At 47.8% G+C, this 25,867-nt stretch carries 31 protein-coding genes and 1 pseudogene; 8 read left to right on the plus strand and 24 right to left on the minus strand.

What is annotated here, in order from left to right:
* Positions 1-7: 7 nt before the first annotated feature.
* The 7 genes from cdsA to rpsB form a co-directional block, all read right to left on the minus strand.
* Positions 8-865, minus strand: coding sequence for a phosphatidate cytidylyltransferase (cdsA, locus tag ACQGXV_RS19640; protein WP_440862835.1), 858 nt, complete (start codon positions 863-865; stop codon positions 8-10).
* 9 nt (positions 866-874) lie between these two features.
* Entirely contained in the window at positions 875-1,636 is a 762-nt protein-coding gene (gene ispU, locus ACQGXV_RS19645; RefSeq protein ID WP_440862836.1) for a (2E,6E)-farnesyl-diphosphate-specific ditrans,polycis-undecaprenyl-diphosphate synthase, read from the minus strand.
* Between the two features lie 204 nt (positions 1,637-1,840).
* Positions 1,841-3,034 carry a 1-deoxy-D-xylulose-5-phosphate reductoisomerase gene (ispC, locus tag ACQGXV_RS19650; RefSeq protein WP_440862837.1) on the minus strand — a complete coding sequence of 398 codons (1,194 nt, stop codon included), beginning with the start codon at positions 3,032-3,034 and terminating at the stop codon, positions 1,841-1,843.
* A 194-nt stretch (positions 3,035-3,228) separates the two neighbouring features.
* Positions 3,229-3,786: a ribosome recycling factor gene (gene frr / locus ACQGXV_RS19655; RefSeq protein ID WP_440867520.1), complete on the minus strand. Its 558-nt coding sequence runs from the start codon at positions 3,784-3,786 to the stop codon at positions 3,229-3,231.
* 223 nt (positions 3,787-4,009) lie between these two features.
* Positions 4,010-4,735: a UMP kinase gene (pyrH, locus tag ACQGXV_RS19660; RefSeq protein WP_440862839.1), complete on the minus strand. Its 726-nt coding sequence runs from the start codon at positions 4,733-4,735 to the stop codon at positions 4,010-4,012.
* Between the two features lie 283 nt (positions 4,736-5,018).
* Positions 5,019-5,876, minus strand: a complete 858-nt coding sequence (gene tsf / locus ACQGXV_RS19665) for a translation elongation factor Ts (protein WP_440862840.1) — start codon at positions 5,874-5,876, stop codon at positions 5,019-5,021.
* Positions 5,877-6,010: 134 nt separating this feature from the next.
* The gene (rpsB, locus tag ACQGXV_RS19670; protein WP_440862841.1) at positions 6,011-6,727 is read right to left on the minus strand and encodes a 30S ribosomal protein S2; all 717 of its coding nucleotides are present in this window, start codon (positions 6,725-6,727) and stop codon (positions 6,011-6,013) included.
* A gap of 373 nt (positions 6,728-7,100) precedes the next feature.
* Here rpsB and map point away from each other — a divergent pair, with 373 nt between their 5' ends.
* From map to ACQGXV_RS19690, 4 genes are all read left to right on the plus strand, one after another.
* Positions 7,101-7,895, plus strand: coding sequence for a type I methionyl aminopeptidase (gene map / locus ACQGXV_RS19675; protein ID WP_440862842.1), 795 nt, complete (start codon positions 7,101-7,103; stop codon positions 7,893-7,895).
* Positions 7,896-8,004: 109 nt separating this feature from the next.
* Positions 8,005-10,686: a bifunctional uridylyltransferase/uridylyl-removing protein GlnD gene (gene glnD / locus ACQGXV_RS19680; protein ID WP_440862843.1), complete on the plus strand. Its 2,682-nt coding sequence runs from the start codon at positions 8,005-8,007 to the stop codon at positions 10,684-10,686.
* Positions 10,687-10,718: 32 nt separating this feature from the next.
* A complete protein-coding gene (gene dapD / locus ACQGXV_RS19685) occupies positions 10,719-11,543 on the plus strand; it encodes a 2,3,4,5-tetrahydropyridine-2,6-dicarboxylate N-succinyltransferase (protein ID WP_440862844.1) in 825 nt (274 codons plus the stop codon).
* Between the two features lie 57 nt (positions 11,544-11,600).
* Entirely contained in the window at positions 11,601-11,990 is a 390-nt protein-coding gene (locus ACQGXV_RS19690) for a DUF3461 family protein (protein WP_440862845.1), read from the plus strand.
* A gap of 74 nt (positions 11,991-12,064) precedes the next feature.
* Here the strand turns inward: ACQGXV_RS19690 and ACQGXV_RS19695 are convergent, their stop codons facing one another.
* From ACQGXV_RS19695 to ACQGXV_RS19710, 4 genes are all read right to left on the minus strand, one after another.
* Positions 12,065-12,520 (minus strand): flavodoxin, encoded by a 456-nt coding sequence (locus ACQGXV_RS19695; RefSeq protein ID WP_440862846.1) that lies wholly within the window; start codon positions 12,518-12,520, stop codon positions 12,065-12,067.
* A 53-nt stretch (positions 12,521-12,573) separates the two neighbouring features.
* Entirely contained in the window at positions 12,574-13,365 is a 792-nt protein-coding gene (gene truC / locus ACQGXV_RS19700; protein WP_440862847.1) for a tRNA pseudouridine(65) synthase TruC, read from the minus strand.
* Complete coding sequence (locus tag ACQGXV_RS19705; protein WP_440862848.1) at positions 13,358-13,705, minus strand: YqcC family protein; 348 nt, start codon at positions 13,703-13,705, stop codon at positions 13,358-13,360. Before ACQGXV_RS19705 ends, truC begins: the two co-directional genes overlap by 8 nt.
* A gap of 140 nt (positions 13,706-13,845) precedes the next feature.
* Complete coding sequence (locus ACQGXV_RS19710; RefSeq protein ID WP_440862849.1) at positions 13,846-13,992, minus strand: hypothetical protein; 147 nt, start codon at positions 13,990-13,992, stop codon at positions 13,846-13,848.
* Between the two features lie 29 nt (positions 13,993-14,021).
* Here ACQGXV_RS19710 and ACQGXV_RS19715 point away from each other — a divergent pair, with 29 nt between their 5' ends.
* Entirely contained in the window at positions 14,022-15,233 is a 1,212-nt protein-coding gene (locus ACQGXV_RS19715; protein WP_440862783.1) for an IS256 family transposase, read from the plus strand.
* A 13-nt stretch (positions 15,234-15,246) separates the two neighbouring features.
* On the opposite strand, the gene ACQGXV_RS19720 is transcribed toward ACQGXV_RS19715, so the two are convergent.
* The 6 genes from ACQGXV_RS19720 to ACQGXV_RS19745 form a co-directional block, all read right to left on the minus strand.
* Positions 15,247-15,471 (minus strand): transposase family protein, encoded by a 225-nt coding sequence (locus ACQGXV_RS19720; RefSeq protein ID WP_440862850.1) that lies wholly within the window; start codon positions 15,469-15,471, stop codon positions 15,247-15,249.
* Positions 15,432-15,560: a transposase gene (locus ACQGXV_RS19725; RefSeq protein WP_440862618.1), complete on the minus strand. Its 129-nt coding sequence runs from the start codon at positions 15,558-15,560 to the stop codon at positions 15,432-15,434. The genes ACQGXV_RS19720 and ACQGXV_RS19725 overlap by 40 nt, the downstream gene beginning before the upstream one ends.
* 183 nt (positions 15,561-15,743) lie before the next feature.
* On the minus strand, positions 15,744-16,163 hold the full coding sequence (locus ACQGXV_RS19730; RefSeq protein WP_440867521.1) for a transposase: 420 nt from the start codon (positions 16,161-16,163) through the stop codon (positions 15,744-15,746).
* Positions 16,087-16,452, minus strand: coding sequence for an IS630 transposase-related protein (locus ACQGXV_RS19735; protein ID WP_440862584.1), 366 nt, complete (start codon positions 16,450-16,452; stop codon positions 16,087-16,089). Before ACQGXV_RS19735 ends, ACQGXV_RS19730 begins: the two co-directional genes overlap by 77 nt.
* Positions 16,453-16,908 carry a transposase family protein gene (locus ACQGXV_RS19740; RefSeq protein ID WP_440862851.1) on the minus strand — a complete coding sequence of 152 codons (456 nt, stop codon included), beginning with the start codon at positions 16,906-16,908 and terminating at the stop codon, positions 16,453-16,455.
* Positions 16,909-17,046: 138 nt separating this feature from the next.
* Positions 17,047-17,340: a hypothetical protein gene (locus tag ACQGXV_RS19745; RefSeq protein WP_440862852.1), complete on the minus strand. Its 294-nt coding sequence runs from the start codon at positions 17,338-17,340 to the stop codon at positions 17,047-17,049.
* Between the two features lie 86 nt (positions 17,341-17,426).
* On the opposite strand from ACQGXV_RS19745, the pseudogene ACQGXV_RS19750 reads away from it, so the two are divergent.
* Together ACQGXV_RS19750 and ACQGXV_RS19755 are read left to right on the plus strand one after the other, a co-directional pair.
* Positions 17,427-18,356, plus strand: a pseudogene (locus ACQGXV_RS19750) (IS256 family transposase); the annotation flags it as partial.
* A 1,020-nt stretch (positions 18,357-19,376) separates the two neighbouring features.
* Positions 19,377-20,027, plus strand: a complete 651-nt coding sequence (locus ACQGXV_RS19755) for a winged helix-turn-helix domain-containing protein (protein ID WP_440862853.1) — start codon at positions 19,377-19,379, stop codon at positions 20,025-20,027.
* Between the two features lie 76 nt (positions 20,028-20,103).
* Here the strand turns inward: ACQGXV_RS19755 and ACQGXV_RS19760 are convergent, their stop codons facing one another.
* From ACQGXV_RS19760 to ACQGXV_RS19790, 7 genes are read right to left on the minus strand one after another with little or no spacing between them, the layout of a single operon-like run.
* A complete protein-coding gene (locus ACQGXV_RS19760) occupies positions 20,104-20,478 on the minus strand; it encodes a hypothetical protein (protein WP_440862854.1) in 375 nt (124 codons plus the stop codon).
* Complete coding sequence (locus ACQGXV_RS19765) at positions 20,475-21,137, minus strand: hypothetical protein (protein WP_440862855.1); 663 nt, start codon at positions 21,135-21,137, stop codon at positions 20,475-20,477. The genes ACQGXV_RS19760 and ACQGXV_RS19765 overlap by 4 nt, the downstream gene beginning before the upstream one ends.
* Complete coding sequence (locus ACQGXV_RS19770; RefSeq protein WP_440862856.1) at positions 21,106-21,675, minus strand: hypothetical protein; 570 nt, start codon at positions 21,673-21,675, stop codon at positions 21,106-21,108. The genes ACQGXV_RS19765 and ACQGXV_RS19770 overlap by 32 nt, the downstream gene beginning before the upstream one ends.
* Positions 21,672-22,439 carry a type III secretion system inner membrane ring lipoprotein SctJ gene (gene sctJ / locus ACQGXV_RS19775; RefSeq protein ID WP_440867522.1) on the minus strand — a complete coding sequence of 256 codons (768 nt, stop codon included), beginning with the start codon at positions 22,437-22,439 and terminating at the stop codon, positions 21,672-21,674. Before sctJ ends, ACQGXV_RS19770 begins: the two co-directional genes overlap by 4 nt.
* On the minus strand, positions 22,439-22,762 hold the full coding sequence (sctI, locus tag ACQGXV_RS19780; protein ID WP_440862857.1) for a type III secretion system inner rod subunit SctI: 324 nt from the start codon (positions 22,760-22,762) through the stop codon (positions 22,439-22,441). Before sctI ends, sctJ begins: the two co-directional genes overlap by 1 nt.
* Positions 22,763-22,807: 45 nt before the next feature.
* Positions 22,808-23,065 (minus strand): type III secretion system needle filament subunit SctF, encoded by a 258-nt coding sequence (gene sctF, locus ACQGXV_RS19785; protein ID WP_440862858.1) that lies wholly within the window; start codon positions 23,063-23,065, stop codon positions 22,808-22,810.
* Positions 23,058-24,311: a PrgH/EprH family type III secretion apparatus protein gene (locus tag ACQGXV_RS19790; RefSeq protein ID WP_440862859.1), complete on the minus strand. Its 1,254-nt coding sequence runs from the start codon at positions 24,309-24,311 to the stop codon at positions 23,058-23,060. Before ACQGXV_RS19790 ends, sctF begins: the two co-directional genes overlap by 8 nt.
* 629 nt (positions 24,312-24,940) lie before the next feature.
* Here ACQGXV_RS19790 and ACQGXV_RS19795 point away from each other — a divergent pair.
* Entirely contained in the window at positions 24,941-25,861 is a 921-nt protein-coding gene (locus tag ACQGXV_RS19795) for a helix-turn-helix domain-containing protein (RefSeq protein WP_440862860.1), read from the plus strand.
* The last annotated feature ends 6 nt before the right edge of the window (positions 25,862-25,867 follow it).

Here is a 25,867-nt window from a genome sequence, read left to right on the forward strand (position 1 = left end):
GGTCATCCTAAACCGTTTTAAACACTAAAAACATCAGGCAGGCAAATACCGGGATCGCCGCCGTCAGGCTATCGATGCGGTCAAGCACGCCGCCATGACCGGGAATCAGGTGGCTACTGTCTTTAATGCCAGCTTCCCGTTTAAACATGCTTTCGGTCAAATCGCCCAGTACCGATGCCAGCGCTGCGATCACCGAACAGATGAGCAGCGTAAACGGCGCAACGCCCAACGGCGCATAAACACTAAACAGCAGGGAGATAATCGCGGACGTGGCTAACCCACCGACAAAGCCCCCCCAGGTTTTACCCGGAGACACTTTTGGTGCCAGCTTATGTTTGCCGAACAGTTTGCCAAACATGTATGCACCGCTGTCGGCGCCCCATACCAGCAGCATCACGTAGAGCAGCCACCAGGCACCGAAGAAGGGATCGCTATCATAATGGTGCTGGCGCAACGCCACCATACCCCAAAAGAAAGGCACGATAGTCAACACGCCAAACAGCAGGCGCAGCGCTTTGGAGCAGCGCCAAAATCCCGCAGAACCGGGATAAGAGAGCACCAACAGCAAGGCGGCACACCACCACACCAGTGATACCCATAGCGAAACGCGAATAGGCAGCAGATGAACCGAATAATGATAGTTGGGTAAGGAAAGCGTCATCAACGCCAGCAGTGCACCGCACATAAAGGCAAGCGACAAACGCTGGGCAGAAGAACCTAACCCGGCGAATAGCCCCCACTCCCAGGCGGCAAGCATGCAAACGCCAAGCGTTACCAGTGCAAATCCCTTCGGTGGTAGCAGAAACAGTGCCGCAATCACCAACGGAATTAAAATCAAGGCAGTTATCAATCGATACTTCAGCACACCGTCCCCCTATGATGCGTCAGCATCGGAAGGTGCAGTTCCACCGAAGCGCCGTTCGCGTTGCGCAAATGCATTCATCGCACCTTCAAAATCGTGTTCATCGAAATCAGGCCAAAGGACATCGGTAAAGTAAAGCTCAGCATAAGCAATCTGCCACAGGAAAAAATTACTGATGCGGTGTTCTCCCCCCGTCCTGATGACCAAATCGACCGGTGTGTTATCGCTCAAACACAGGGCGTGGGATAAGGTATCTTCGTCGATCGCGTCCGGGCGGAGCGTGCCTTCCTGCACCTGCTCAGCCAATTGCCTGACGCCCTGAATAATATCCCAACGTCCGCCATAATTCGCGGCAATATTCAGTATTAACCCTGGATTATTTTTTGTCAGTGCTTCAGAGCGACGAATGCGCTCCTGTAAACGCGGGCTGAAACGGCTGATATCACCGATGATACGCAATCTAACATCATGTTTGTACAGGCTTTTAACTTCACTGTCCAGCGCGCGAACAAACAGTTCCATCAGCGCTTTCACTTCTTGCGCCGGACGGTTCCAGTTTTCGCTACTAAAGGCATATAAGGTCAAGGCATCCAGCCGATGGCTTACCGCAAAGCTCACAGCACGCCGCACCGCTTTCACACCAGCCTGATGGCCAAAAACTCGCAGTTTTCCACGGTTTTTCGCCCAACGGCCATTACCATCCATGATGATTGCAACATGCCTTGGCCCGCTTTCGGGTGGCGTAATGTGTGTTTGTTGATTATCCGACGGCATAACGCGAACTTAATTTCCTCAAGTAAGAAAACAATCCATCCCTAACATCAGACCCGTTAGCACAAAAAAGCCGTGAACGAGCACGGCTGTACGTCCTTCGCCAGCGTTTTCGCACTGACCTCGACGCGAATGGCGCAGACTATATCACCTTGATCCCGCATGAACAAATTGTGCCGTGAGGATCGCGTTGGTCAGCGCACGTTGTCAGTGGAAACCGCGTAATGCCTGCCGGCCTTTCTCGCGTGCCCAACGGTCAATGGACAGGACATCGTCAACGGACTCTGGCTCGGCGCAGGAAAGCTGCTCCATCACACGCTGATTCACTGACGCAATATCGGTGAAGCGAATCTCACCGTGTAAAAAGGCGTCAACGGCAATTTCATTGGCCCCATTCAGCGCGGTTGTTGCCGCCTGGCCCTGATTGCACGCAGCGATCGCCAACTGCAAGCAGGGATAACGCGTCATGTCCGGCTCGCTGAACGTGAGTGGGCCAAGACGCATAAAATCCAGCGGAGCCACGTTCGACACCACGCGCTGCGGATAGGCCATCGCGTGGGCGATCGGCGTGCGCATATCGGGAGTACCAAGTTGTGCCAACACGCTGCCATCCCGATAGCGCACCATGGAGTGAATAACGGACTGCGGGTGGATGATCACTTCCATCTGCGCCGCTGACGCATTAAACAACCAACGCGCCTCGATGTACTCCAGCCCCTTGTTCATCATGGTGGCCGAGTCCACGGAAATCTTGCGGCCCATGGACCAGTTGGGATGCGCACAGGCTTGATCGGGCGTCATCGCCGCCAATGCGGCCAGCGGTGTTTCTCGAAATGGGCCACCTGAACCGGTCAAGACAATACGCTCAACCCCATGTTCCGTTAGTGAAGCGTAACCCAATTGACGTTGAATGTGCTCAGGTAAACTCTGAAAAATGGCGTCATGTTCACTGTCTATCGGCAACAGTTGCGCACCGTATTGTGCAACAGCGTTCATAAACAGTCGGCCACAGGTAACCAAAGATTCTTTATTCGCCAACAGTACTTGCTTACCGGCTTTGATAGCCGCGAGGGTTGGCAATAATCCTGCTGCCCCCACGATGGCCGCCATCACCTGATCTACGCCATCAAGCGCAGCCAACTCACACGCTGCCTGCTCACCGGCCAGCACTTCGGTACGGCAGCCTGCGGCCATCAGTCGTTCACGCAACTGTGTTGCAGCCTGGGGATCGGACATGGAGGCATAGGCAGGTTGGAATTGCAGGCATTGCGCCAGCATCACATCAACGTTTCGCCCAGCGGCCAGGGCGATAACGGCGAATTTATCCGGATTGGCTTTTACTACAGCCAGCGTACTAACGCCAATTGAACCGGTTGAACCGAGGATCGTCAGTTGCTTCATGAAATTGCTCTAAAAAAATAAAGCGCCGCCAGTAGGCATGCTGGCTGACGCTTTTATACCCGTCATACTTCACGTTGCAGATGCGTTGACTACGCTCGCTAACCCGAATCACTTACCAGAGTAAGCTCATCGGGATTCACTCACTTGCCGCCTTCCCGCAACGCGAATTATTTAGGGTATATATTGGAAGCCGATTAAAACTCCATCAGCTCATTTTCTTTTTCTATCAACGCGACATCAACTTTCTTGACATAGGCATCAGTCAGTTTTTGCACGTCATCCTGCGCGCGGCGCTCTTCATCTTCACTGATCGCTTTATCTTTCAACAGCGCTTTCAGCTTATCGTTCGCATCTCGGCGTACGTTACGCACGGAGATACGCGCTTGTTCCGCTTCACCACGCACTACTTTGGTCAAATCTTTGCGGCGCTCTTCCGTCAACGGAGGCATGGGAACGCGAATCACCGCGCCCGCAGAGGACGGATTTAACCCCAGATCGGAGGCCATGATCGCTTTCTCAACGGCCGGGCCCAACGAGCGGTCAAACACGGTAATCGCCAGAGTACGCGTGTCTTCAACCACCACGTTCGCCAACTGGCGCAGCGGCGTGGCAGAGCCGTAATATTCTACATGGATGCCGTCCAGCAGGCTCGGTGAAGCGCGGCCAGTACGAACTCTGCTAATTTGGTGCTTAAACGCTTCTACACATTTTTCCATGCGTGTATCAGCATCTTTTCTGATGTCATTAATCACGTTGCGGACCCTTGAATACTGGTTGCCAGACAGGTTATTTCCCTGCACTTTATCATGAAAAAGACACGCATGACAAAAGCGGACAGGGATGCATACAGCAAACCCGGTAAATCATTGATGCTTGTGCCGGCATACCGACGCAGCGCGTTATCTATCGGTTTTACGAAAATAAAGCAGTACCACCACCATCAGGATAGTACCTTATTTTTCAGTACACCCGTTATTACTTCGTGATCAAGGTGCCTTCTTTTTCACCCATAACCACGCGACGCAATGCACCGGGTTTGTTCATGTTAAATACGCGGATCGGTAAATTATGATCGCGAGCCAGCGTAAAGGCGGCCAAATCCATCACTTTCAGTTCCCGTTCGAGAACATCTTGATAGGTTAGCGTCTCATGGAGCGTCGCGGTGGGATCTTTCACCGGATCCGCAGAAAAAACGCCATCCACTTTGGTGGCTTTTAGCACCACGTCAGCTTCAATCTCAATACCTCGCAGACAAGCGGCAGAATCGGTAGTGAAGAAAGGATTGCCGGTACCCGCGGAGAAAATCACCACGCGGTTGTTGCGCAGCAGGCTGATAGCTTCAGCCCAGCTGTAGTTGTCGCACACGCCGTTGAGCGGAATGGCTGACATCAAGCGTGCGTTGACATAGGCACGGTGCAGCGCATCGCGCATTGCCAGGCCGTTCATGACGGTGGCCAACATCCCCATGTGATCGCCCACCACGCGATTCATTCCGGCCTGTGCCAGACCGGCACCGCGGAACAGGTTGCCACCACCGATAACGACGCCGACCTGAATGCTCAGCTCAACCAATTCTTTAATTTCCTGAGCCATGCGATCCAGAATGCTCGCATCGATACCAAAACCTTCGGCTCCTTGTAATGCTTCGCCACTGAGCTTAAGCAGGATACGTTGATATACGGGTTTAGCGTTGGTTGCCATGGTGTTATTGTCCTAACGGGCTATCATCATAATGGGAATGTGATTACTGTCACGCCTTAGTGCTTCATGCCGCGCGCGTCATTAAACCGACGCATAAATGCGCAGTGGCAGTAAAACGTGTTGAAAATTTTGGCTGGATATACCCAACGTCATGTCACTTTCCCGTGGGCAGTGTGCGTCAGTTTACTCGCAAATGTGCCGAGTGAACCTCACTAACGCCGCGGTACATGAAGTATTACGGGTATAAAAAGGAACCGCCAACTGGCGGCTCCTTTTTTGCATCTTAAGACTGCTTGCTCATCGCGGCGACTTCGGCAGCGAAGTCAACTTCCGCTTTCTCAATGCCTTCACCCACTTCGAAACGGATGAAGCTGATGACGTCAGCTTTGTGCTCTTTCAGCAGATCGCCAACAGTTTTGTTTTGATCCATCACGAAGTGTTGACCGGTCAGAGAGATTTCGCCGGTGAATTTACGCATACGGCCTTCGACCATTTTTTCTGCGATTTCACGCGGTTTGCCGGATTGCATGGCAATGTCCAACTGGATATGGTGCTCACGGGCAACCACATATGCCGGAACGTCTTCGGCTTTCACATACTCAGGCTTGCTGGCAGCAATGTGCATAGCAACGTGCTTAACCAGTTCTTCATCTGCACCGGTAGCGGCAACCAGTACGCCAATGCGTGCGCCGTGCAGGTAAGCACCCAGCACGTCACCTTCCTGAATAGCGATACGACGAATATTGATGTTTTCACCAATTTTCGCGACCAGCGTAGTACGCTGTTCTTCGAATTTCGCTTTCAGAACGTCAACGTCAGTGATGCGTTCGTTCAATGCAGCGGTTGCAACTTCTGCGCCAAAGGCTTTGAAGCCAGCATCTTTAGCAACAAAGTCAGTTTCGCAGTTCAGTTCGACGATAACGCCATATTTGCCGTCAGCAGCGATCTTGGTCAGAATCACACCTTCAGCAGCAACACGGCCTGCTTTTTTCGCAGCTTTAGCCTGGCCAGACTTACGCATGTTATCGATAGCAAGTTCGATATCACCGTTAGCTTCTACCAGCGATTTCTTGCATTCCATCATACCAGCGCCAGTACGCTCGCGCAGTTCTTTTACCAAGGCAGCGGTAATTTCAGCCATTATCTTTTCCTCGGGTTATCTCGTGGGAGATAAGTAAAAGGGGGCCATTAAGGCCCCCTAACCAACATATTCAATACCTGGTTAATAAGGGCTCGACGGAGCCAGTCTTATTATTCAGCTTCTACTTATTCAGCTTATACCAAGCCTTCTTCCGCTTGAACAGCCAGATCTTGAGAACGGCCTTCACTAACAGCGGTAGCAACAGCGCTCAGGTACAGAGTTACTGCACGGATGGCGTCGTCGTTGCCAGGGATGATGAAGTCAACGCCATCCGGATCGGAGTTGGTATCAACCACAGCAAATACCGGGATACCCAGGTTGTTTGCTTCTTTGATGGCGATGTGTTCATGGTCAGCGTCAACCACAAACAGAGCATCTGGCAGGCCGCCCATATCTTTGATACCGCCCAGGCTGTTTTCCAGCTTGTCCAGTTCACGAGTACGCATCAGAGCTTCTTTTTTGGTCAGCTTGTCGAAGGTACCGTCTTGAGATTGGGTTTCCAGATCTTTCAAACGCTTGATGGACTGACGAACGGTTTTCCAGTTAGTCAGCATACCGCCCAACCAGCGATGGTTCACGAAGAACTGGTCGCAGTTGTTTGCAGCGTCTTTTACCGCTTCGCTTGCAGCGCGTTTCGTACCAACGAACAGGATTTTGCCTTTGCGAGAAGAGATTTTGCTCAGCTCAGCCAGCGCATCGTTGAACATCGGAACGGTTTTTTCAAGGTTGATGATGTGAACTTTGTTACGCGCACCAAAAATGAAAGGTTTCATTTTCGGGTTCCAGTAACGGGTCTGGTGACCGAAGTGTACGCCAGCCTTGAGCATATCGCGCATGGAAACAGTTGCCATGATTACCTCTATAAATTGAGTATGGGGTTAAGCCTCCACATGTCCCATTACACCGACCCTTCAGCCACGTCATAAGACATTGACCTTCGAGCACCCCGGTGAACGTGTCGGCATGTGTGTGTTATTTACACATATGAGTTTAGTGAATTCCGCTGAACCTGTTAGCCAGACCCAGTCGGATCACCGGCGCGCTTTATACCATAAAGTCGCCACCGACACCAACTTTTGTTGCGCCCTTTACCCGATTTTCTCCTGACGCACTGCCATTGGATCCAAATGGGGATTTGGCACCATCCGTCAGGGCTGATAACATAAGTGGTTAGTGAGTAACCTTAAATTCGTCGACTGCTTCGACACCTGCGGACAATTTTGCATGGCTATATCAATAAAAACCCCTGAAGACATCGAGAAAATGCGCGTTGCTGGCCGCCTGGCGGCGGAAGTGCTGGAAATCATCGAACCGTATGTGGTTCCCGGTGTCAGCACTGGCGAACTCGATCGCATCTGCCACGACCATATTACCAACAAGCAGCAGGCCATTTCTGCCAGCCTTGGTTATCACGGCTTCCCAAAATCGGTGTGTATCTCTATCAACGAAGTGGTGTGCCACGGCATTCCCAGCGATGAGCGTCTGCTGAAAGACGGTGATATCGTCAATATCGATGTCACCGTCATCAAGGACGGCTTCCACGGTGATACCTCCAAGATGTTCATCGCCGGTAAACCCATGATTCTGGGCGAACGTCTGTGCCGTATCACGCAAGAAAGCCTCTATCTGGCGCTGAAAATGGTCAAGCCTGGTATCCGGCTGCGTGCCTTGGGTAAAGCCATCCAGGTATTCGCAGAAAGCAATGATTTCTCCGTAGTGCGTGAATATTGCGGCCACGGCATTGGTCGCGGTTTCCATGAAGAACCTCAGGTGCTGCATTACGATGCCGATGACGGCGGTGTAGTGCTGCAAGCGGGCATGGCATTCACCATTGAGCCGATGCTTAACGCGGGCGATTTCCGTATCCGCACCATGAAAGACGGTTGGACGGTAAAAACCAAAGATCGCAGCTTGTCGGCGCAATACGAGCATACTATTGTGGTAACCGAAAACGGTTGCGAAATTATGACGCTGCGGGAAGACGATACCATCCCCAACATCATTTCGCACCCGGCATAATGGTGCGCCAGCACGACGGGTATCTTTCGGCGGCGGCCAGGGATACCTTTAACAGTGCTGCCGTCTCTTTTGTGGCGTTTGCCAGGCAACGCTTAAGGGCTGTGAATTTATGAATGACAACAACGCATCTCACTCCGCCGACGTGTTCACCGCTGACATACAGCCCCACGCCTCCCCATTAACCTACAGCGACAGCGAATTGGATTGCGCCGCGTTGAAACTGTCTATGGAGCGTTTTCAGACGTGGTTGAACGCTGAATTTCGCGCCGGGGTAGCCGCCGAAACGCTGATTACCGCCAGAACTTTTTTTATCGATCATCTGCTGCAACGCCTGTGGGCGTTTTACGGTTTCGAATCTGCCGCACAAACGGCACTGGTGGCCGTGGGGGGATACGGGCGCGGTGAATTGCACCCGCTGTCGGATATTGATGTGCTGGTGCTCAGCGGGCAATCGCTCACCCCCCATCAATCTCAACAAGTGGGCGCGTTTATCACGCTGTTGTGGGACCTTAAGCTTGAAGTCGGTCATAGCGTGCGCACGCTGGATGAGTGCCTGCAAGAAGGCAGAGCGGATATTTCCGTTGCGACAAACCTTATCGAATCGCGCCTGATCTGCGGCGATGTAGCGCTGTTTCTCTCCCTGCAAAAACAGATTTTTAGCGAGGACTTTTGGCCCTCATCTGCCTTTTTCCCGGCAAAAATCACCGAACAACAAGAGCGGCATCAGCGCTACCACAGCACCAGCTACAACCTTGAACCCGATATAAAAAGTAGCCCGGGTGGGCTGCGCGATATTCACACCTTGCTCTGGGTTGCTCGACGCCATTTTGGTGCCACCTCGCTCAACGAAATGGTCGTTTTTGGTTTTCTTACCGAAGCCGAACGCAACGAGCTCAATGAATGTCAGAGCCTCCTGTGGCGCATTCGCTTTGCCTTGCACCTGATGCTGTCGCGTTATGACAACCGTCTGCTGTTCGATCGCCAGCTCAACGTGGCACAGTTGCTGAATTACCGTGGCGAGGGTAATGCACCGGTTGAGCACATGATGAAAGATTTCTATCGCGCGATGCGTCGCGTCAGCGAGCTTAATCATATGCTGTTGCAACTGTTCGATGAGGCTATCCTAGCGCTGGATGCCAGTGAAAAGCCGCGCGCAATCGATGACGAATTCCAACTGCGTGGCAACCTGATCGATCTGCGTGATGAAACCCTGTTCATGCACAAGCCGGAAGCCATTATGCGCATGTTTAGTACCATGGTGCGCAACGATGAGATCACCGGTATCTATTCCACCACGCTGCGCCAATTGCGTCATGCACGGCGCCATTTGGCGCAACCGCTGTGCACTATTCCTGAAGCGCGGCACCTGTTTATGGAGATTCTGAGCCATCCACATGCGGTAAACCGTGCGCTGCTGCCAATGCATCGCCATAGCGTGCTGGAAGCGTATACGCCGCTATGGAGCAACATTGTTGGGCAGATGCAGTTCGATCTGTTTCATGCCTATACGGTGGATGAGCACACGCTGCGCGTGCTGCTCAAGCTGGAAAGTTTTGCCGACGAAGAGACGCGTGCGCAGCATCCGTTGTGCGTGGAGCTGTATCCGCGCCTGCCGCAGCCGGAATTGCTGCTGCTTGCGGCGCTGTTTCATGACATCGCCAAAGGGCGCGGTGGCGACCACTCGGAGCTGGGAGCGCAAGATGTCGTTGAGTTTGCCGCACTGCACCAGCTCAATTCGCGCGAAGCGCAACTGGTTGCCTGGCTGGTGCGCTGCCACCTGCTGATGTCGGTTACCGCGCAGCGTCGTGACATTCAGGATCCGGCGGTTATCCAGCAATTCGCCGCTGAAGTGAAAAGTGAAACCCGCCTGCGCTATCTGGTCAGCCTCACGGTTGCCGATATCTGTGCGACCAATGAAACCTTGTGGAACAGTTGGAAACAGAGCCTGCTGCGCGAACTCTATTTCGCCACCGAGAAACAATTGCGTCGCGGGATGCAAAATACGCCGAATGTGCGCGATCGCGTACGCCATCATCGTCTCCAGGCCTTGGCGCTGCTGCGCATGGACAATATCGATGAAGAGGCGCTGCACCCTATCTGGAGCCGCTGCCGCGCAGATTATTTTCTGCGTCATTCGCCGAACCAGCTTGCCTGGCATGCTCGCCATCTCGTTGAGCACGATTTACATCAGCCGTTGGTGCTTATCAGCCATCAGGCCAGCCGCGGCGGAACAGAAATTTTTATCTGGAGCCCAGACCGCCCTTACCTGTTCGCCGCCGTGGCAGGCGAACTCGACCGTCGCAATCTGAGCGTGCATGATGCGCAAATATTCACCAGCCGCGACGGCATGGCGATGGACACCTTTATCGTACTGGAGCCCGACGGCAGCCCGGTCGCACCGGATCGCCACGAATTTATTCGCCAGGCGCTGGTTCAGGCCCTCACGCAGCGCGATTACCAGCATCCACGCCCGCGCCGCGCCTCCTCCAAATTGCGCCATTTCAGTGTGCCCACGGAAATCAGCTTCCTGCCGACACATACGGACAGACGCAGCTACATGGAGTTGAGCGCACTCGATCAGCCAGGTCTGCTGGCACGTCTGGGTAAAGTGTTCGCCGACCTCAACGTGTCGTTGCACGGTGCGCGTATTTCCACGATTGGCGAGCGGGTAGAAGATTTTTTTATCCTTGCAGACAAAGACAGATGCGTATTATCTCCGGAATTGCGCCTTATCTTGCAACAACGGTTGACAGAAGCCCTCGACCCAAACGATAAAGTAACCCTGAATTAACCATTGACTGACAGCACAGAAAGAGAAACAGGATGCATCAATTACAAAACGTTATCGAAACCGCCTTTGAACGCCGTGCCGACATTACGCCGACCTCCGTGGACAGCGTAACCCGTGAAGCCGTTAATCAGGTTATTGGCTTATTGGACAGCGGCGCACTGCGCGTGGCGGAAAAAATAAATGGCGAGTGGGTAACGCACCAATGGTTGAAAAAAGCGGTGCTGCTCTCTTTCCGTATTAATGACAACCAACTGATGGAAGGCACGGAAACCCGCTACTACGACAAAGTGCCGATGAAATTCGCCGGTTACGATGAAGCGCGCTTCCAACGTGAATGTTTCCGCGTAGTGCCTCCGGCCAGTGTGCGTCAGGGCGCATTTATCGCCCGCAACACGGTGCTGATGCCATCTTATGTCAACATCGGTGCTTACGTTGACGAAGGTACTATGGTTGACACCTGGGCGACCGTCGGCTCTTGCGCTCAGATCGGGAAAAACGTCCACCTGTCCGGCGGCGTCGGCATCGGTGGCGTACTGGAGCCGTTGCAGGCTAACCCGACCATCATCGAAGACAACTGCTTTATCGGTGCACGCTCTGAAGTGGTAGAAGGCGTGATCGTGGAAGAAGGCGCGGTTATCTCCATGGGCATGTTTATCGGCCAAAGCACTAAAATCTACGATCGCGAAACCGGTGAAGTGCATTACGGTCGCGTACCGGCAGGCTCCGTCGTTGTTTCCGGCAACCTGCCGTCGAAAGATGGCAGCTACAGCCTGTACTGCGCCGTGATCGTGAAAAAAGTGGATGCGAAAACCCGCGGTAAAGTGGGTATCAATGAACTGCTTCGCACCATCGACTAAACTGAACAAGGCGGGTGTTACCCGCCTTTTCTTTATCACTCCCCAAAAGGTGGCGCCATGTATGACAATCTAAAAAGCCTGGGTATCTCCCATCCCGATGAAATTGATCGCTATAGCCTGCGCCAGGAGGCCAGCAACGACATCCTGAAAATCTATTTTCGTAAGGATAAAGGGGAGTTTTTCGCCAAAACCGTAAAATTTAAATATCCGCGTCAGCGTAAAACCATCGTTGCGGATAACAGCGGACAAGGCTTTAAAGAGATCAATGAGATCAGCCCCAATCTGCGCTATGTCATTGATGAACTGGACCAGATTTGCCAACGCGATCAGGTGGAAGTCGATTTGAAACGTAAAATTCTTGATGACTTGCGTCATCTGGAAAGCGTGGTGGCGAACAAGATTAATGAGATCGAATCCGATCTGGAGAAACTGACCAAAGGGCGTTAATCCCCTGAGCAGCTAACGTCATGATAAAACGGAGCATCATCGCTCCGTTTTTTACACACGGTTATTCAACGTGCTTAACCCGCTTCAACCAATCCTGCCCACTGCTCTACCCACGGACAGGAAAGCACTTCCGGCTCCGGGCATTCTGTCGCGTCAATATGGAGCACATCTCCCACACGCTGAGCCCCCATCTCTTGCAACAACGCATCAAACTGCTGGCCCGCGCCGCAAAAATGCGGGTAGCTACTGTCGCCCAGAGCAATGACGCCATAGCGTAGCGCTGGCTGATGGCCACCTTTTTCACGCAGTGCAGCAAACAACGGGGCGATGGAATCCGGCAGATCCCCTTGCCCGGTGGTTGACGTTACCACCAACACATACTGCTCGCGATACGCCAGCCAGGATGACAGATCGGCATCGTCAAACACCTTGACCTGATGACCGCGCTCACTCAGCAGATTCTCCGCTTCTTCTGCAACCAGCAATGCGTTTCCATAAACCGTGCCAACAAAAATACCAATTTGCGCCATGATGATGACTCCAAGTGTAATGTATCGCTGCGTGCCCGATAACGCCGTATACGCTATTCGGCAGTACTGGAAAGGCCGTTATCCTGCCCCGAGTCAGGCGGAAACTCAACCCTTTCAACATCAGGGAGACTGCCTAGCCAGCCAAATTGCGTCATTACGTGCATCCAGGCCATGTCCAACCCGGCACGCAATACCAAGGGCTCTCCTGTTACAGGATGGCACAGCGTTAGTTGGCTGGCATGCAACATCAAGCGCCCACAACCAAAATGTGCAGCCATCGCGCGATTCTGACGCAAATCGCCGTGCTTTGAGTCACCCAAAATAGGATGCCGCAAATGCACCATATGGCGGCGCAACTGATGTTTGCGCCCCGTCTGTGGCATCAGTTCAACCAGGCTGTATCGGGCGGTAGGATAGCGCCCCACCGCCACCGGTTGTTCCACCTGCGCCAGAGAACGGTAGTGAGTGATGGCCGACTGAGTTTGTTTATCGCGCTGGGCGAGCTTATCAGCCACTTTGTCCAGCTCTTCAGTCAGCGCATAGTCGATGGTATCGCTACCGGAAAGATACCCACGCACTACTGCATGGTAGGTTTTCTGAATCTGGTGCTGCTCGAATTGCTGCGAAAGCAGGCGCGCTATGTCGCTGGAAAGCCCCAACAACAGCACGCCTGACGTTGGTCGGTCTAGACGATGGACCGTGAAAACATGCTGACCAATCTGATCGCGAAGCGTCTGCATGATCACCACTTTTTCTCTGCGATCCAGCCAGCTGCGGTGAAGCAACCACCCAGCCGGTTTGTTAATGGCGATCAGGTGCTCATTCTGGTACAGAATTTCAAGCATTCAGCTCTCCCTGCGCATCGGCAGGCACAAAAAACGCATCCAACGCGCGCAATTGTTCCAACAGCGGCGCGATATCGTTGATATCCCCGGTCAGGGCCTCTTCAAAATAGGGAGCGATCGCGAGCGACAAAGGCAAGGGAACGCCGCCATCCAACATGGCATGCAAGCGCGGCAGCAATACCCATTGCAACCATTGTTCGGCACTCATGGTGTCAATGCAGAAAGGTTCTGTGCTGGTAAACGCACTGGCCTGCGGCGGTGCGGATTGCCAAAACACTCTGTAGCGTAGCGTGCGTTCAATTTCCCATAAGGCGTGTCGAATGTGGTCTTGGTGCGTCATGCTTTTCTCTCACCGGCTGCGTGGACGGCAAAGCATATCATTGAAGCAAGATGAGCCCAACAGGCGCAGGGCTGCGTGGCAACACAATAAGCGTGTTGCTTAATAGTGAAATAAGGGTGTTTCGGTGATTGAAGTAAATTTTACGCTGTTCTGAGATGGAAATTCCAAAGACCGGCGCTAAGGAGTAAGAAGGTATCATCAATAAAGGGTCTACGATTCCGTAAAATTTGGGTCATGCAACCGAGGCGCTTGATACGAGACTGTAAAATAATCTGTGTAAATGGCATTTTGAGGAAAACCTTCAAAGGATAACAAAATGCCTATCAGCAACGAACTTATTGACCAACTGCTTCAAGATTGTCACTCCCCTCAGGATCTGCTGGGTGAATCAGGCCTACTCAAGGTGCTGACTAAAAGACTGGCGGAACGGGTTCTTGAAGCTGAGATGGAGATGCACCTTGGGTATGCTAAGCATGACCCGGCTGGTAATCATTCAGGCAACTCACGCAATGGCAAGACATCCAAGAGCGTACGTAGCCAAAATGGGGAGATCGAGCTCGATATTCCGCGCGACCGCAACAGTACCTTCGAGCCGACACTGATCGGTAAGCACGAAAAACAGCTTAACGGCTTCGATGACCGCATTATTTCTCTCTATTCCAGAGGGTTATCAACCCGTGATATTCAGGCACACTTTAAAGAAGTCTACGGGGTCGATGTTTCCGCTGGCTTCATTTCTCAAGTGACCAATGCTGTGATGGATGAAGTTAAGCGCTGGCAGCAACGGCCGCTGGATGCGCTTTATCCCATTGTTTACCTTGACTGTATTGTTGTCAAAAGCCAGGACGGCGGAGCCGTGGCCAACAAGTCTGTTTATCTGGCCCTCGGCGTCAACGGCCAGCGCGAAAAAGAGCTGCTGGGGCTATGGATAGCCAAAACTGAGGGGGCCAAGTTCTGGTTATCTGTGATGACAGAACTGAAAAATCGTGGGCTAAAGGACATCTTCGTCGCCTGCTGCGATGGCCTGAAAGGCTTTCCTGATGCCATTGAAGCTGTTTACCCGCATACGCGGGTACAGCTCTGCATTGTGCATCAGGTGCGGAACTCGCTGCGCTACGTCGGCTGGAAAGAGCGTAAGGCCGTTGCTGCTGACCTGCGCACCATCTATAGTTCCGCAACGCTAGAGGGCGCTGAAGAGGCCCTGGATGCCTTCGCGGCCAAATGGGATGAACAGTTCCCGACGATCAGCCCGTCGTGGAGAAATAATTGGGAACGTCTCATCGTCATTTTTGACTTTCCGCCGGAGATCCGCAAGGTTATCTACACCACCAACGCGATAGAGTCGTTAAATGCTTCATTGCGCAAGATAACGAAAACGCGACGAATATTTCCAACGGATGACTCGGTGATAAAATTACTCTATCTAGCCTTGCATAATATCTCTGCTAAATGGACCTTGCCAATCAGAGACTGGAAACCTGCTATGAGCCAATTCATGTTGATGTATGGAGAACGAATCTCCGGTTAAGCAATGGAGCCATTTACACAAAATTCTTTACAGACTCCTTGATACCCGCGATGGCGTGTTCAACTGTAATACGGATGCCCGAGATTATTTTATTTTCTTGTTTTTGTTCAGGCGATAAAGGTCTTTTTCGAGTTCCTTTTTTTGGGATTTGTGTATTAGGATGCTGTTTCTCTATATAGCCAAGCGACTTAATTTTGATTACACCATATGGACTGAGAACAAACTCTCTGTATCGCAACCCATCTCTCTTTTTTTGCTTTTTGCTTGTGCCCATTTATGCTCAATTGGGTTAAGATCTGGCGAATATGTAGGCAAATACTCCACCATATACCGGCTTTGTTGAATAATTTAACCGTTTGATTTACATCTTCTTTAGTTAGAATGCATTTACAGAGAATGTATTTTGTTAGAACGACAAATCAAATAGTTAGCACAATAAAAAGCATTCCGAGAGGAAAAATTAGTCGTTGAAATTTTATAATGCTTATATAAATCAGTATCTTAAATTATTCAACAAAGCCCCATATACCCTGCATCGATGATGACTTGTTGAATATTATGTTTTTTGTGAAAAGTGGCATTGTCCATCATGATTACACTGTTTTTAGGGAGTCCTGGGATAAGGACTTGTGTGACCCAGGCATAGAAAACATCGCTGTTAATATTGATATCAAATAATCCGATAGCAAACAGCGTTGTGCCTAATAAAGCGCCGATAACATTTGTTCTTCCCCTAGCTCCCCAGTTCTTCAGGCCAAAACACCGTTGACCTTTTGGGGAATAGCCGTGAGTCCGTGGGGCATCGTGTGAAAAACCACTTTCATCAATAAAAACAATAGGTTTACCTTCTTTTTCATACTGTTGTTTTTTTTGTTGAAATCCCTGCCGGGCGTTTTCGTCGGCTTTCGGATGACGTAGAGTTTTTTTTATAGGTCAATCCCAGCTTTTTAAGCGCTTGCCAAATGGCCTTCTGACAAACGCCAAAACGCTCTGCACGTTCTTTTTGGTAAGCATCTGGATATTGTTCAACATCTTTTATCAACTCGGATTTATCGATCTTTCGCTGACGCGTGGTCGATGCTTTTGACTCTATTTGATTAATCCAACGCGATACAGAGGCAGGGCCAATCCGAAATTGCTTCGCTGTTTCTCGGATACTCAACCCTTCGTTTTTCCGTGTAGATATCACTTTACGTCTAAAATCAATTGAATAGCTCATTTAAATAATGTAATCAAAATTAAGTCGTTTAGCTATACCTTGAAAACCGGTATCTGCCCAGATGGTTACCTCAGGAGGAATATGGCGAATTATATCGACTTTATCGAGAAAGCGTTTATCGTGACGGCGCCCATTTTTGCTCATGGGGATAAATCCAATTTGCCTTGTTTCGTCAGTCATAATAAGCGCTTTTCGAGTGGTCTGTCTTTTCTTTCCCGAATACATTTTCTTTCGCCGACGCAGATTCTTAGGCTTTTGGACAGGTCGCTCTGTCCCATCAATAAAGACGTCTTTAACTCCAGGAAAGGCGCGAAAAAATTCCTCAGCAGAGCGAATTTGACGAGCGGGCAAAACACATTCTCGCCCCAAGGTCATCTCTAAAACCGGCAATAATATTTTTACCCAGCGACATACCCGTGTTCTATCTAAACCAGGCTTTGTTGAATAATTTAACATGCTGATTTACATAATTATTATAACACTCCAACAACTAAGTTTTCCAGCCGTAATGCTTTTTATTGTGCTAACTACTTGATTTGTCGTTCTAACAAAATACAGTCTCTGTACATGCATTCTACCTAAAGAAGATGTAAATCAAACGGTTAAATTATTCAACAAAGCCTCTAAACCAAAAAGAAGTCCTTGCAAATCATAGGTCGGATAACATTTTAAATATAATAAAATAAAAAGCAGTTTATCTAATGGGGTTGGGATAAATCCTTTCTGCCCTGCACCCATCTGCCGCTCGTGATCTTTTCGATTCTTTTTCCGATAAATCAAATAACAAGCTGAAAATTCAGCGGCTAAATTTTTCAATTCTTCGACTGATAATCCAATGATTTCTTTACATAAACGATTATCTCGTAACAACCGCTCTTTGTTGATCATTTCAAACCTTTATTCTCTAAGTTAAACCTCTTTTTATTCTCAATAGCCTGACAAAAAATGCAAGTCTCTATTCAGCAACTAGTTTACTGATCGGTAAGAACGAAAAACAGCTTAACGGCTTCGATGACCGCATTATTTCTCTCTATTCCAGAGGGTTATCAACCCGTGATATTCAGGCACACTTTAAAGAAGTCTACGGGGTCGATGTTTCCGCTGGCTTCATTTCTCAAGTGACCAATGCTGTGATGGATGAAGTTAAGCGCTGGCAGCAACGGCCGCTGGATGCGCTTTATCCCATTGTTTACCTTGACTGTATTGTTGTCAAAAGCCAGGACGGCGGAGCCGTGGCCAACAAGTCTGTTTATCTGGCCCTCGGCGTCAACGGCCAGGGCGAAAAAGAGCTGCTGGGGCTATGGATAGCCAAAACTGAGGGGGCCAAGTTCTGGTTATCTGTGATGACAGAACTGAAAAATCGTGGGCTAAAGGACATCTTCGTCGCCTGCTGCGATGGCCTGAAAGGCTTTCCTGATGCCATTGAAGCTGTTTACCCGCATACGCGGGTACAGCTCTGCATTGTGCATCAGGTGCGGAACTCGCTGCGCTACGTCGGCTGGAAAGAGCGTAAGGCCGTTGCTGCTGACCTGCGCACCATCTATAGTTCCGCAACGCTAGAGGGCGCTGAAGAGGCCCTGGATGCCTTCGCGGCCAAATGGGATGAGCAGTTCCCGACGATCAGCCCGTCGTGGAGAAATAATTGGGAACGTCTCATCGTCATTTTTGACTTTCCGCCGGAGATCCGCAAGGTTATCTACACCACCAACGCGATAGAGTCGTTAAATGCTTCATTGCGCAAGATAACGAAAACGCGACGAATATTTCCAACGGATGACTCGGTGATAAAATTACTCTATCTAGCCTTGAATAATATCTCTGCTAAATGGACCTTGCCAATCAGAGACTGGAAACCTGCTATGAGCCAATTCATGTTGATGTATGGAGAACGAATCTCCGGTTAAGCAATGGAGCCATTTACACAAAATTATTTACAGACTCGGATAAGGAAGTTTTGCAAGAATCGTTTTTTGCAAGAGTAACCCTGTACGGAAGATTATAGTGCTATATCATAAATGAATCATATATTGAAAAAAAAGGGATAATATCAATGTCTCATCAATACCATAGAATAACACCCATATTAAAATTGTGTTTTGTTATTTTTATTGGTTTCGTGAAATGTTCTAAATATCGTCAGTGTTATTCTCAGAGCCAAATAACATATGCTGGCAGCCAGGCGTGATGGTCGATCGTGGAAAATATTATTGTAAATATATCTACGTGTTTTTTTTGGTGACTTATCTCTATAAGCGCTGATGTGGTCGTTGAGTATCTGGAAATAGCGTGGCCAGTAATGCTATTGACGCACTATTATTTAATGATTGCTAATGGAATTCGTCAACGTGTCATGGTGTGATTATCTTTTAATGAATCGTTGTTATTCTGAATAAAGACGTTTAAAATCATTTAATTACATTAACTTGCTTCGAGGGTGAATCATCAGTAGAATGCCGTTTTATATTTAACTGCGTCACATTTTTTCTTTTTAAGTCTTAATTGAAAATAATAGTTGCACTTGGTTATTAAATGCCGATTTTATGTGGGTATGATTTGTCTTATCGATTGGATGTAATGTAATTAATAGTTTTAAACAGTTTTTAATTCCGCGCATTTACAATGATCATGTATGCATTGCATTAAGAAAAGACAATGCATTAATGAAAAACAATGCATTAGAAAATAAAACATCGTTTTTATTATTTCACTTCAAGTTTTTTATAAAATATTTTGCTGCTGCATGAAACAATCAAGGTGCGTTTTTATGGTGGATTATCATAAGGATGGATGATGAGTATCTTGGTGGCAGAAATTTAAGGAGGAGAGGTAATCACTGCCACCATGGTTTGTAGTGAGAATTCCCTGATGGTGGATTCCTTTGTTAGACAAAATATCAGGCGGATATGCGAATGAACATTAGCTTAATGAATGATGGCAATATCTACTTTCTTGGCTTCATTTTTAGCCCCAAGCTCAGGACATTAAGCTGTGGTGACACCTTATATCAATTAAGGAAAAAGGAGTCCGATGTATTGGCCCTGCTTTGCGAAAGATATCCTCATCCTGTATCACAGGATGATTTCCTGTCGTGTGTGTGGGAAGGGGGATACGTAACGTCGCAAAGCATTGCGCAGGTGATCCGCGCACTGCGGCGTAACTTGCAGGATAAAGATAAGCAAATCATCGTGACTATCCCTAAGTTGGGATACCGTTTTGGTGTGACGCCTTCTTTTGATGAGCCTGAGACAGACGTGGTCGAGGATGCTTTTAATGTTCCCCCTGAAGTAGAAACGCTTTATACGACACAGTATGACACGTCGTGCGGACAATTTGTTTATGACAGAACCTCATTGATCAATCTGACGTCCATTCCCGTCAATTCATTGGCGATTTCTCCTTGTGTCAGGCCTAAGAAAAAAAATATGCGCCTCAGGAATGTGGTGCTGGTTGTGGTATTTATCATTATGGCTTACCTGTTGTGGTATTTAACCAAAAATTCGATGACCTCCGCGCACTCGGTTGTGATTGAACATGATGGTGAAGTTCAGTCGTCGGAATGGACGAATCAACGCTAAGCAGGCGCGCCTTGCCACCTGATAAAGGTGGCGTTAGTCACTCTCTGATGGTATCTGAATCAACATAATGAGTATGTTAAAATTTTTCTATAACTGTATGTTCCTCATACGTAGGGAAAAACATATTAATCATCATTGTGGTGTAAAACATATTCGTCCCTGTCAATTGCATGGCTTTTTTGCAGAGAACCGTATTCGCGTATTCCGCATGCGCGGAGTCCTCGCGCATCTTTGCATGCGCTACATTCATTGCTTTACTCAGGGCCGCTAACGTTAATGGAGTATTTGGCGCAAGCGCTTTCAGCTTTTTAAGTATGATATTGAGATTGTCCTTTGGATGATTAACGGTAAGGTACTGCAATACCAGTGCGTCAAAGTCATCCTCGCCTGAACTGGGGATGCTCTTTGATACAGTATTTGTTCCTTCAATATGTGTGGGAGATATCATCAATCTTTATCCTTAGCTGTGTACGGGGTGGGTGATATAGCCTGTTGCAGTGTCTCAATAATCTCTTTCAGCGTTGCCGGTGTTAATCCATTCAGTTGCTGCGTGAAGCTCTGCGTGTCGTTGTCAGCCTGTGCCATCCATTGCTGGCAAAGTGTTTCAGCAGGAAAGCGTAATGCGTGCGAGCCACATTGCAGCGTGATGTGGTTTTCATGCGTGGTTAAACACGTCAAATGTGGCGATATGTCAGGTACAGCCACACCCTCGGGTAAGATAAGCGTCATCGCGTCACTATGGCCGCAATGCGTGTTTAACTGTGTCACTAGATATTCAATGATGACTGGATCGTGCAGTGTTTGAATCATCGCCTTCTGCAAATGTTGGCGTTGCTCTGTCCAGCGTTGCTGCTGTAGCGTTTCATAGTCATTCAGCATGGACAGTATGGTGGTGAAGAACAGCTTGAAACCTGTGGAAAATCCTTCCTTTTCTTTCTGTTTTTTTATCTCGTCGGCTGCCCGCTTTTGTTCATCATGAATCTCATGGCAGCGGTGTAACGTATGCTCAATGGCATTGTGGGAACGGGATTGTTGTTTACGGTTTTTAGCCGTAATGAGTACAGAATCGCGGCACTCTTCAGGCAGTTCTGCCAGTGAAACTGTTCGCATAATTCGTGGCCATGTTTAATAAGTTGATATGATCGGGCGTAGGTTGTGCGTCTATATTGGGGAGTTCAATGTCGATGGGGAACAACAGCATAAATCGTTGTTGCAGAGCCTGTGGAATCGGATGGCAGTGATTTAATATGAATCGCGCCCCGCAAGCCTGCGTTGTATATCCTCCTTGCTTTAGTGGGCTGGGATCGACATGGTGAATCAGTGGCAGTGCAATAAAACTCAGCAATTGTGGATCGGAAAATAGTGCCTGGTTGAGATCTGACATTGATGATTTGAGAAGATAACCACCTAATAAATGAGCAATATCAGGCATATGATGCCACTGCTTTATCATTACTGCCGCCGACGTGCATGATGCATCCCAGGTTTCAGGGGGGGCGGTAAGCTGGTAGCGCTGATAAAGCCAGTAATTCAGTAATGGCTGACTGGCGCGCTCTTTTGGGCGCCAGGCCTCCGGTAGATGAGAGGGGTGGGCGTAAGCGACGGGGTGGTACAGAATATGAAAGAGCTGCTCATGACATAGATTCATGCCGGTGGCTCCTTATCATGTGCCATTGCTGTTACCGCTTCATGGGGATGCGAACGGCGCATCATCATCGCGATGAAATATATTCCTGTCATTAGCACGATGAGTAGAACCAGTATCAGCGCGCCTTGCCAAACCGTGAACTCGACGGAACGCACTTTAGTGGGAGGAACGTATTGAATGGCGGGTACAGCAAAAAGCACTACAGAAATGTTTTCGTAGCGAATATTACTGAGGCTGTTTTTTATGAGTGACTTTACCTGAGAGATAAACATGCTTTCATCAATGTTTCCCTTGTGAGTAATGATCACGCCGACATGATCGGAGGTAAAACGATTGGCGGCATCATTACTGAATAACGGATAACTGATGTGGACTTTCGCATTTACCACCTGGCTAATAATGCGTAATGACTGTTCGAGGCGTTGCTCTTGCAGTGATATGACCCTGGCCTGCTCTGCATTGGGAGATGCGACCAGGGCACTCTCTGGGAATGCCTGTCCAATTTGTACATCACCTGGCCATGGCAACTGGTAGAGATTGATAATTGATAATGCCGCATTGGTCTCAGCCCGGTTAATTGTGACCGTGTAGCCGCCTTTCCCACCGCCTTGCTTTTGGGCAGCAATATCGTATTGCTGTAAAACAGCCAATACCTGATTTGCTTGTTGCTGCGTCAAATTTTCAAGCAGGTGGGCCTCACTACACGCCATGAGTAACATGGCGAGTAATGTGGTTAGCAGCAGTTTTGCGGATTTACAAAACATCATTGTGCTTTTTCCAGCGTTTCTATTGTGCTAACGCCTTTACGCGCCAGCGTGCTGATTAATGAAACGTAATTGCTGTATTCTCCAAGGTAATTTTGCAGCTGTAATAGTGCCTCTGGGTTACTGGAAAATGCTGGTGAGTTGCTCAAGGCATTAATGGCTTGTTTAAATTGCTCATCGGTTTCACCCATTTTTTTAAAGGTAGTAGATACCTGCCTGGAAAATGCTTGGTCGTGGACTCGCATTGAGTCTGTCTCTTCCCAATCATTTTTTTCCGGTGTCAGTTGAGTTAACTCAACCAAGTTTTTATTTATTAGCTCCATGAACATTCCTCAAGCATGAGTAATATAAAAACAGTCAGAACAGCATTAGCGAAAGTTTTGAATGATGGCCGCGCCGACATCTTTATAGGCTTTGATTACGCTTGTTTGTGCATTTCTAAAGAGGGTGTAAGCATGTAATTTAGACTGAAACTCAGCCAGAACAGCGGGGTTTGATGAATCTGCTCTGAGAGCCTTTCTGGATTTGTTCAGTGCTTTCATTAAGGTGTTTGCGCCCGCTTCAAAATCGCCAGACATTTTGTCGATAAAAATACTCTCGAGATGTACTGGGGTGTATTTAGCCATAATTTATGTCCTTTTTGTTTAGTGGAAAATACCAGTGCTTAGGGGATATAAAAATATATCCTTCTTTTGTATTAAGATAAGACTTATCTTTCAATATGTTTTCGTTCATATTGATCGAGAAACTAACTATCTGATCTCCCCATTGATTGTAAAAATCAGTAATAAACGTATTTAGTGAGTTTAATGCACTATCACTAAGGTCATCCCTGATGATCAGCGCAAATCCACTGTCTGTCGTCACACAGCGGTAGAGGATCTGAATACGCTCAAGTCCATGCTGGGCTTGCTTTACAAGGGATTTTTTATCTTTAAAAAAAACATCAATACGTTTTGCATATGGGAGTGACTGATATGCTAGTGTTTTTAATGACGCTTCCTGTTCATTATCAAGTTTTCTGTAGGTATACAGTTGCGGAAATTCCGGCAGTGTCAAATCCAACTGTAAAACAGGAAAGCCCTTGCTCTGTAATTTTTTTATCACTTCCTTTCGCGTTTTTGCTGTCCATATAGGGATGACTTTAGCGGTTTCATTAAGTTTATAAAGTACATAATGTAACCAATTGATTTCTTGATATCCCTCGCCAAAAACATAAATTTCACTGTCAGATTTAATTATCTTTAGCGGCGCCGGTGAACCAGCGAGGATTGTATTGAGTGAGGCGACATGCCTGGATTGTAATGAATAAGTATACCAAGCGATGTAAATGGAGATAAAAGTTATTGACAACACAAGAAAAAAATATAAATACTTTTTTATTTCTTTGCTTTTGGATTTTTCTAGCAAGATATCAGGTACAGAAGATACCTGACTTTCTTTTGCCCATGTGAAGGTGGATAATTCCTCTGACCATTCTTCATGATGTTTTTTGAGGGCAAGTCGAATATGTCCTTGTTGAAAAAAAACATTCTCTTCGATGAGCGCTATCTGTGAGTTATTGGGACTCAGTATGTCAACCTGATATCCATGTTTCCCATCAATTTCTAATTTTTCTGTCAAATAAAGACGAAGGTTGTCTGAATCGACTTCGCAAGGTATATATAAGGTTTTACAAGCGAAAGATGCCATGTTAGCAACACCTTCTTGAATATCACCCCCCGTGTTACTCGGCTTTATTGGAGGATGGATGTTGAAGAAGTAGTTATCCGCAGGCAGATTTAACTCGCAACCAAACATAGGGCCAAAAAGGATTTTTAGGGTGAAGGTCTCTCTATTTGTTGTATTATTATCAATGTGTTTTTCATCCATATGGCTACCCTAAAGCGTTTGTTCCTTTAACATGAGTGGCAATTCTTGATGTCGCCATGCTCTTAATAATTAAGTGATGTATGATTGCAATAATGGTTTTCAGTCAGTGAGGACACTTGTGCTCAACATTTATTTTTACGGTTAGAGATATCCTTTAGCAAATACTATTATCGTATTCTGTATAGCGTCGGGTGAAAAAATGTAGGGATATGATAGCGGGCTAATTGAATATAGCAATGATATGGCGTTGATTTTTTTTTTATTTTTTTATTTATTGTGATGTTTTGTGTTGCTGAGTAGGCCTATTTTGTGTTTTTAACATCAGTGCGCCTGATGTGTCATGTTTTATTTATATATCATTTGGTTATGGGGTGATCGGTTTTTTTGATAAAAAGATAATATCCCCTATCTTTAAAGACGGCGAGTGTTGATTAATGATGCGTATAAATATAATTATGATATTTCCGTGATATATATATTATCTTGATTAATTTATTTTTACATTTTTTGATGTGTCTTGACATGTTGTTTTTAAGTGAATATTCTGGCCCTACACACCGCACCGATAGTTATCGTGGGCTCGCTATTATTCTAGAGTATTCTAGAGCGTATGAGCCGAGCAGTTCAGTATGGCTGACGCAATTTTCTATAAATGTCATGCGAATTATACAGAGGTCACTATGTATAGAGAGATTCAGAATAAGAGTATTGTCACTAATACAAATCTCCAGAATTGTAAATACACCCCCGGTTATAATGGAATGGTTGAAGATTCAGTCATCACTGATGAGACGTTTAGGGTTAATGACTCATTATTCTTTATTCGGCCATTGACCCCAGAGTCGACATTCACCTTTTCAATAATGAATAGCCGAGAACGCGTCACCTTTACGGGAGATGAGTCTGCAGTATTGGTGTCAAACAGTGCTATTGAGTTATCGCTTCATGGCAAATGGCTGGTAGGACGATCGTTGATTACCCAGTTAGCGACTTTTTTAGCCTTCACGGAGTATCGATTTAAAGAGTCTTCTCGGCTATGGGGGGCGAATGCCGCGCCTTTACAGCATAAGGTCCTCTTTGAAACAGAAAAAATCTTCTGTGCGGTCATTGATAACGCCCAAATGAGCTTTATGGATTTGGTTTTTTGTCGTGACTTTATCAGCGATACAGACGTTATCAATAAACTGTGCCATTTTATTCGCGGTATTGAGAGCTATTGGGTTGCTCAGTTTTTGCTGGATCAAGTTCTTGATAACAGTAAAAGCATGAAATCACATAAGCTTTATAATTCCTGTAAAGAATATGGTGTTTCAGAATCCTATTTTAGAAAGCTTTGCTATAACGCTTTTACGTGTGGACCGAAAAAACAGCTCAGAATGTGGCGCGCTGCATACAGTGCGTTACAACTGATTGAGAATGATGAATCGATTGCGACCGTTGCCTGGAATAACGGCTATGCATCGTCATCCCATTTCTCCACGGAAATCAAAACGCTTTTTGGTATAACGCCACGTGAGTTCAAGAATCTGGAAGGCTTTTTGAATGAATAGAATAGG

The sequence above is a fragment of the Symbiopectobacterium purcellii genome (genome assembly GCF_052050035.1).
Lineage (GTDB): Bacteria > Pseudomonadota > Gammaproteobacteria > Enterobacterales > Enterobacteriaceae > Symbiopectobacterium > Symbiopectobacterium purcellii_A.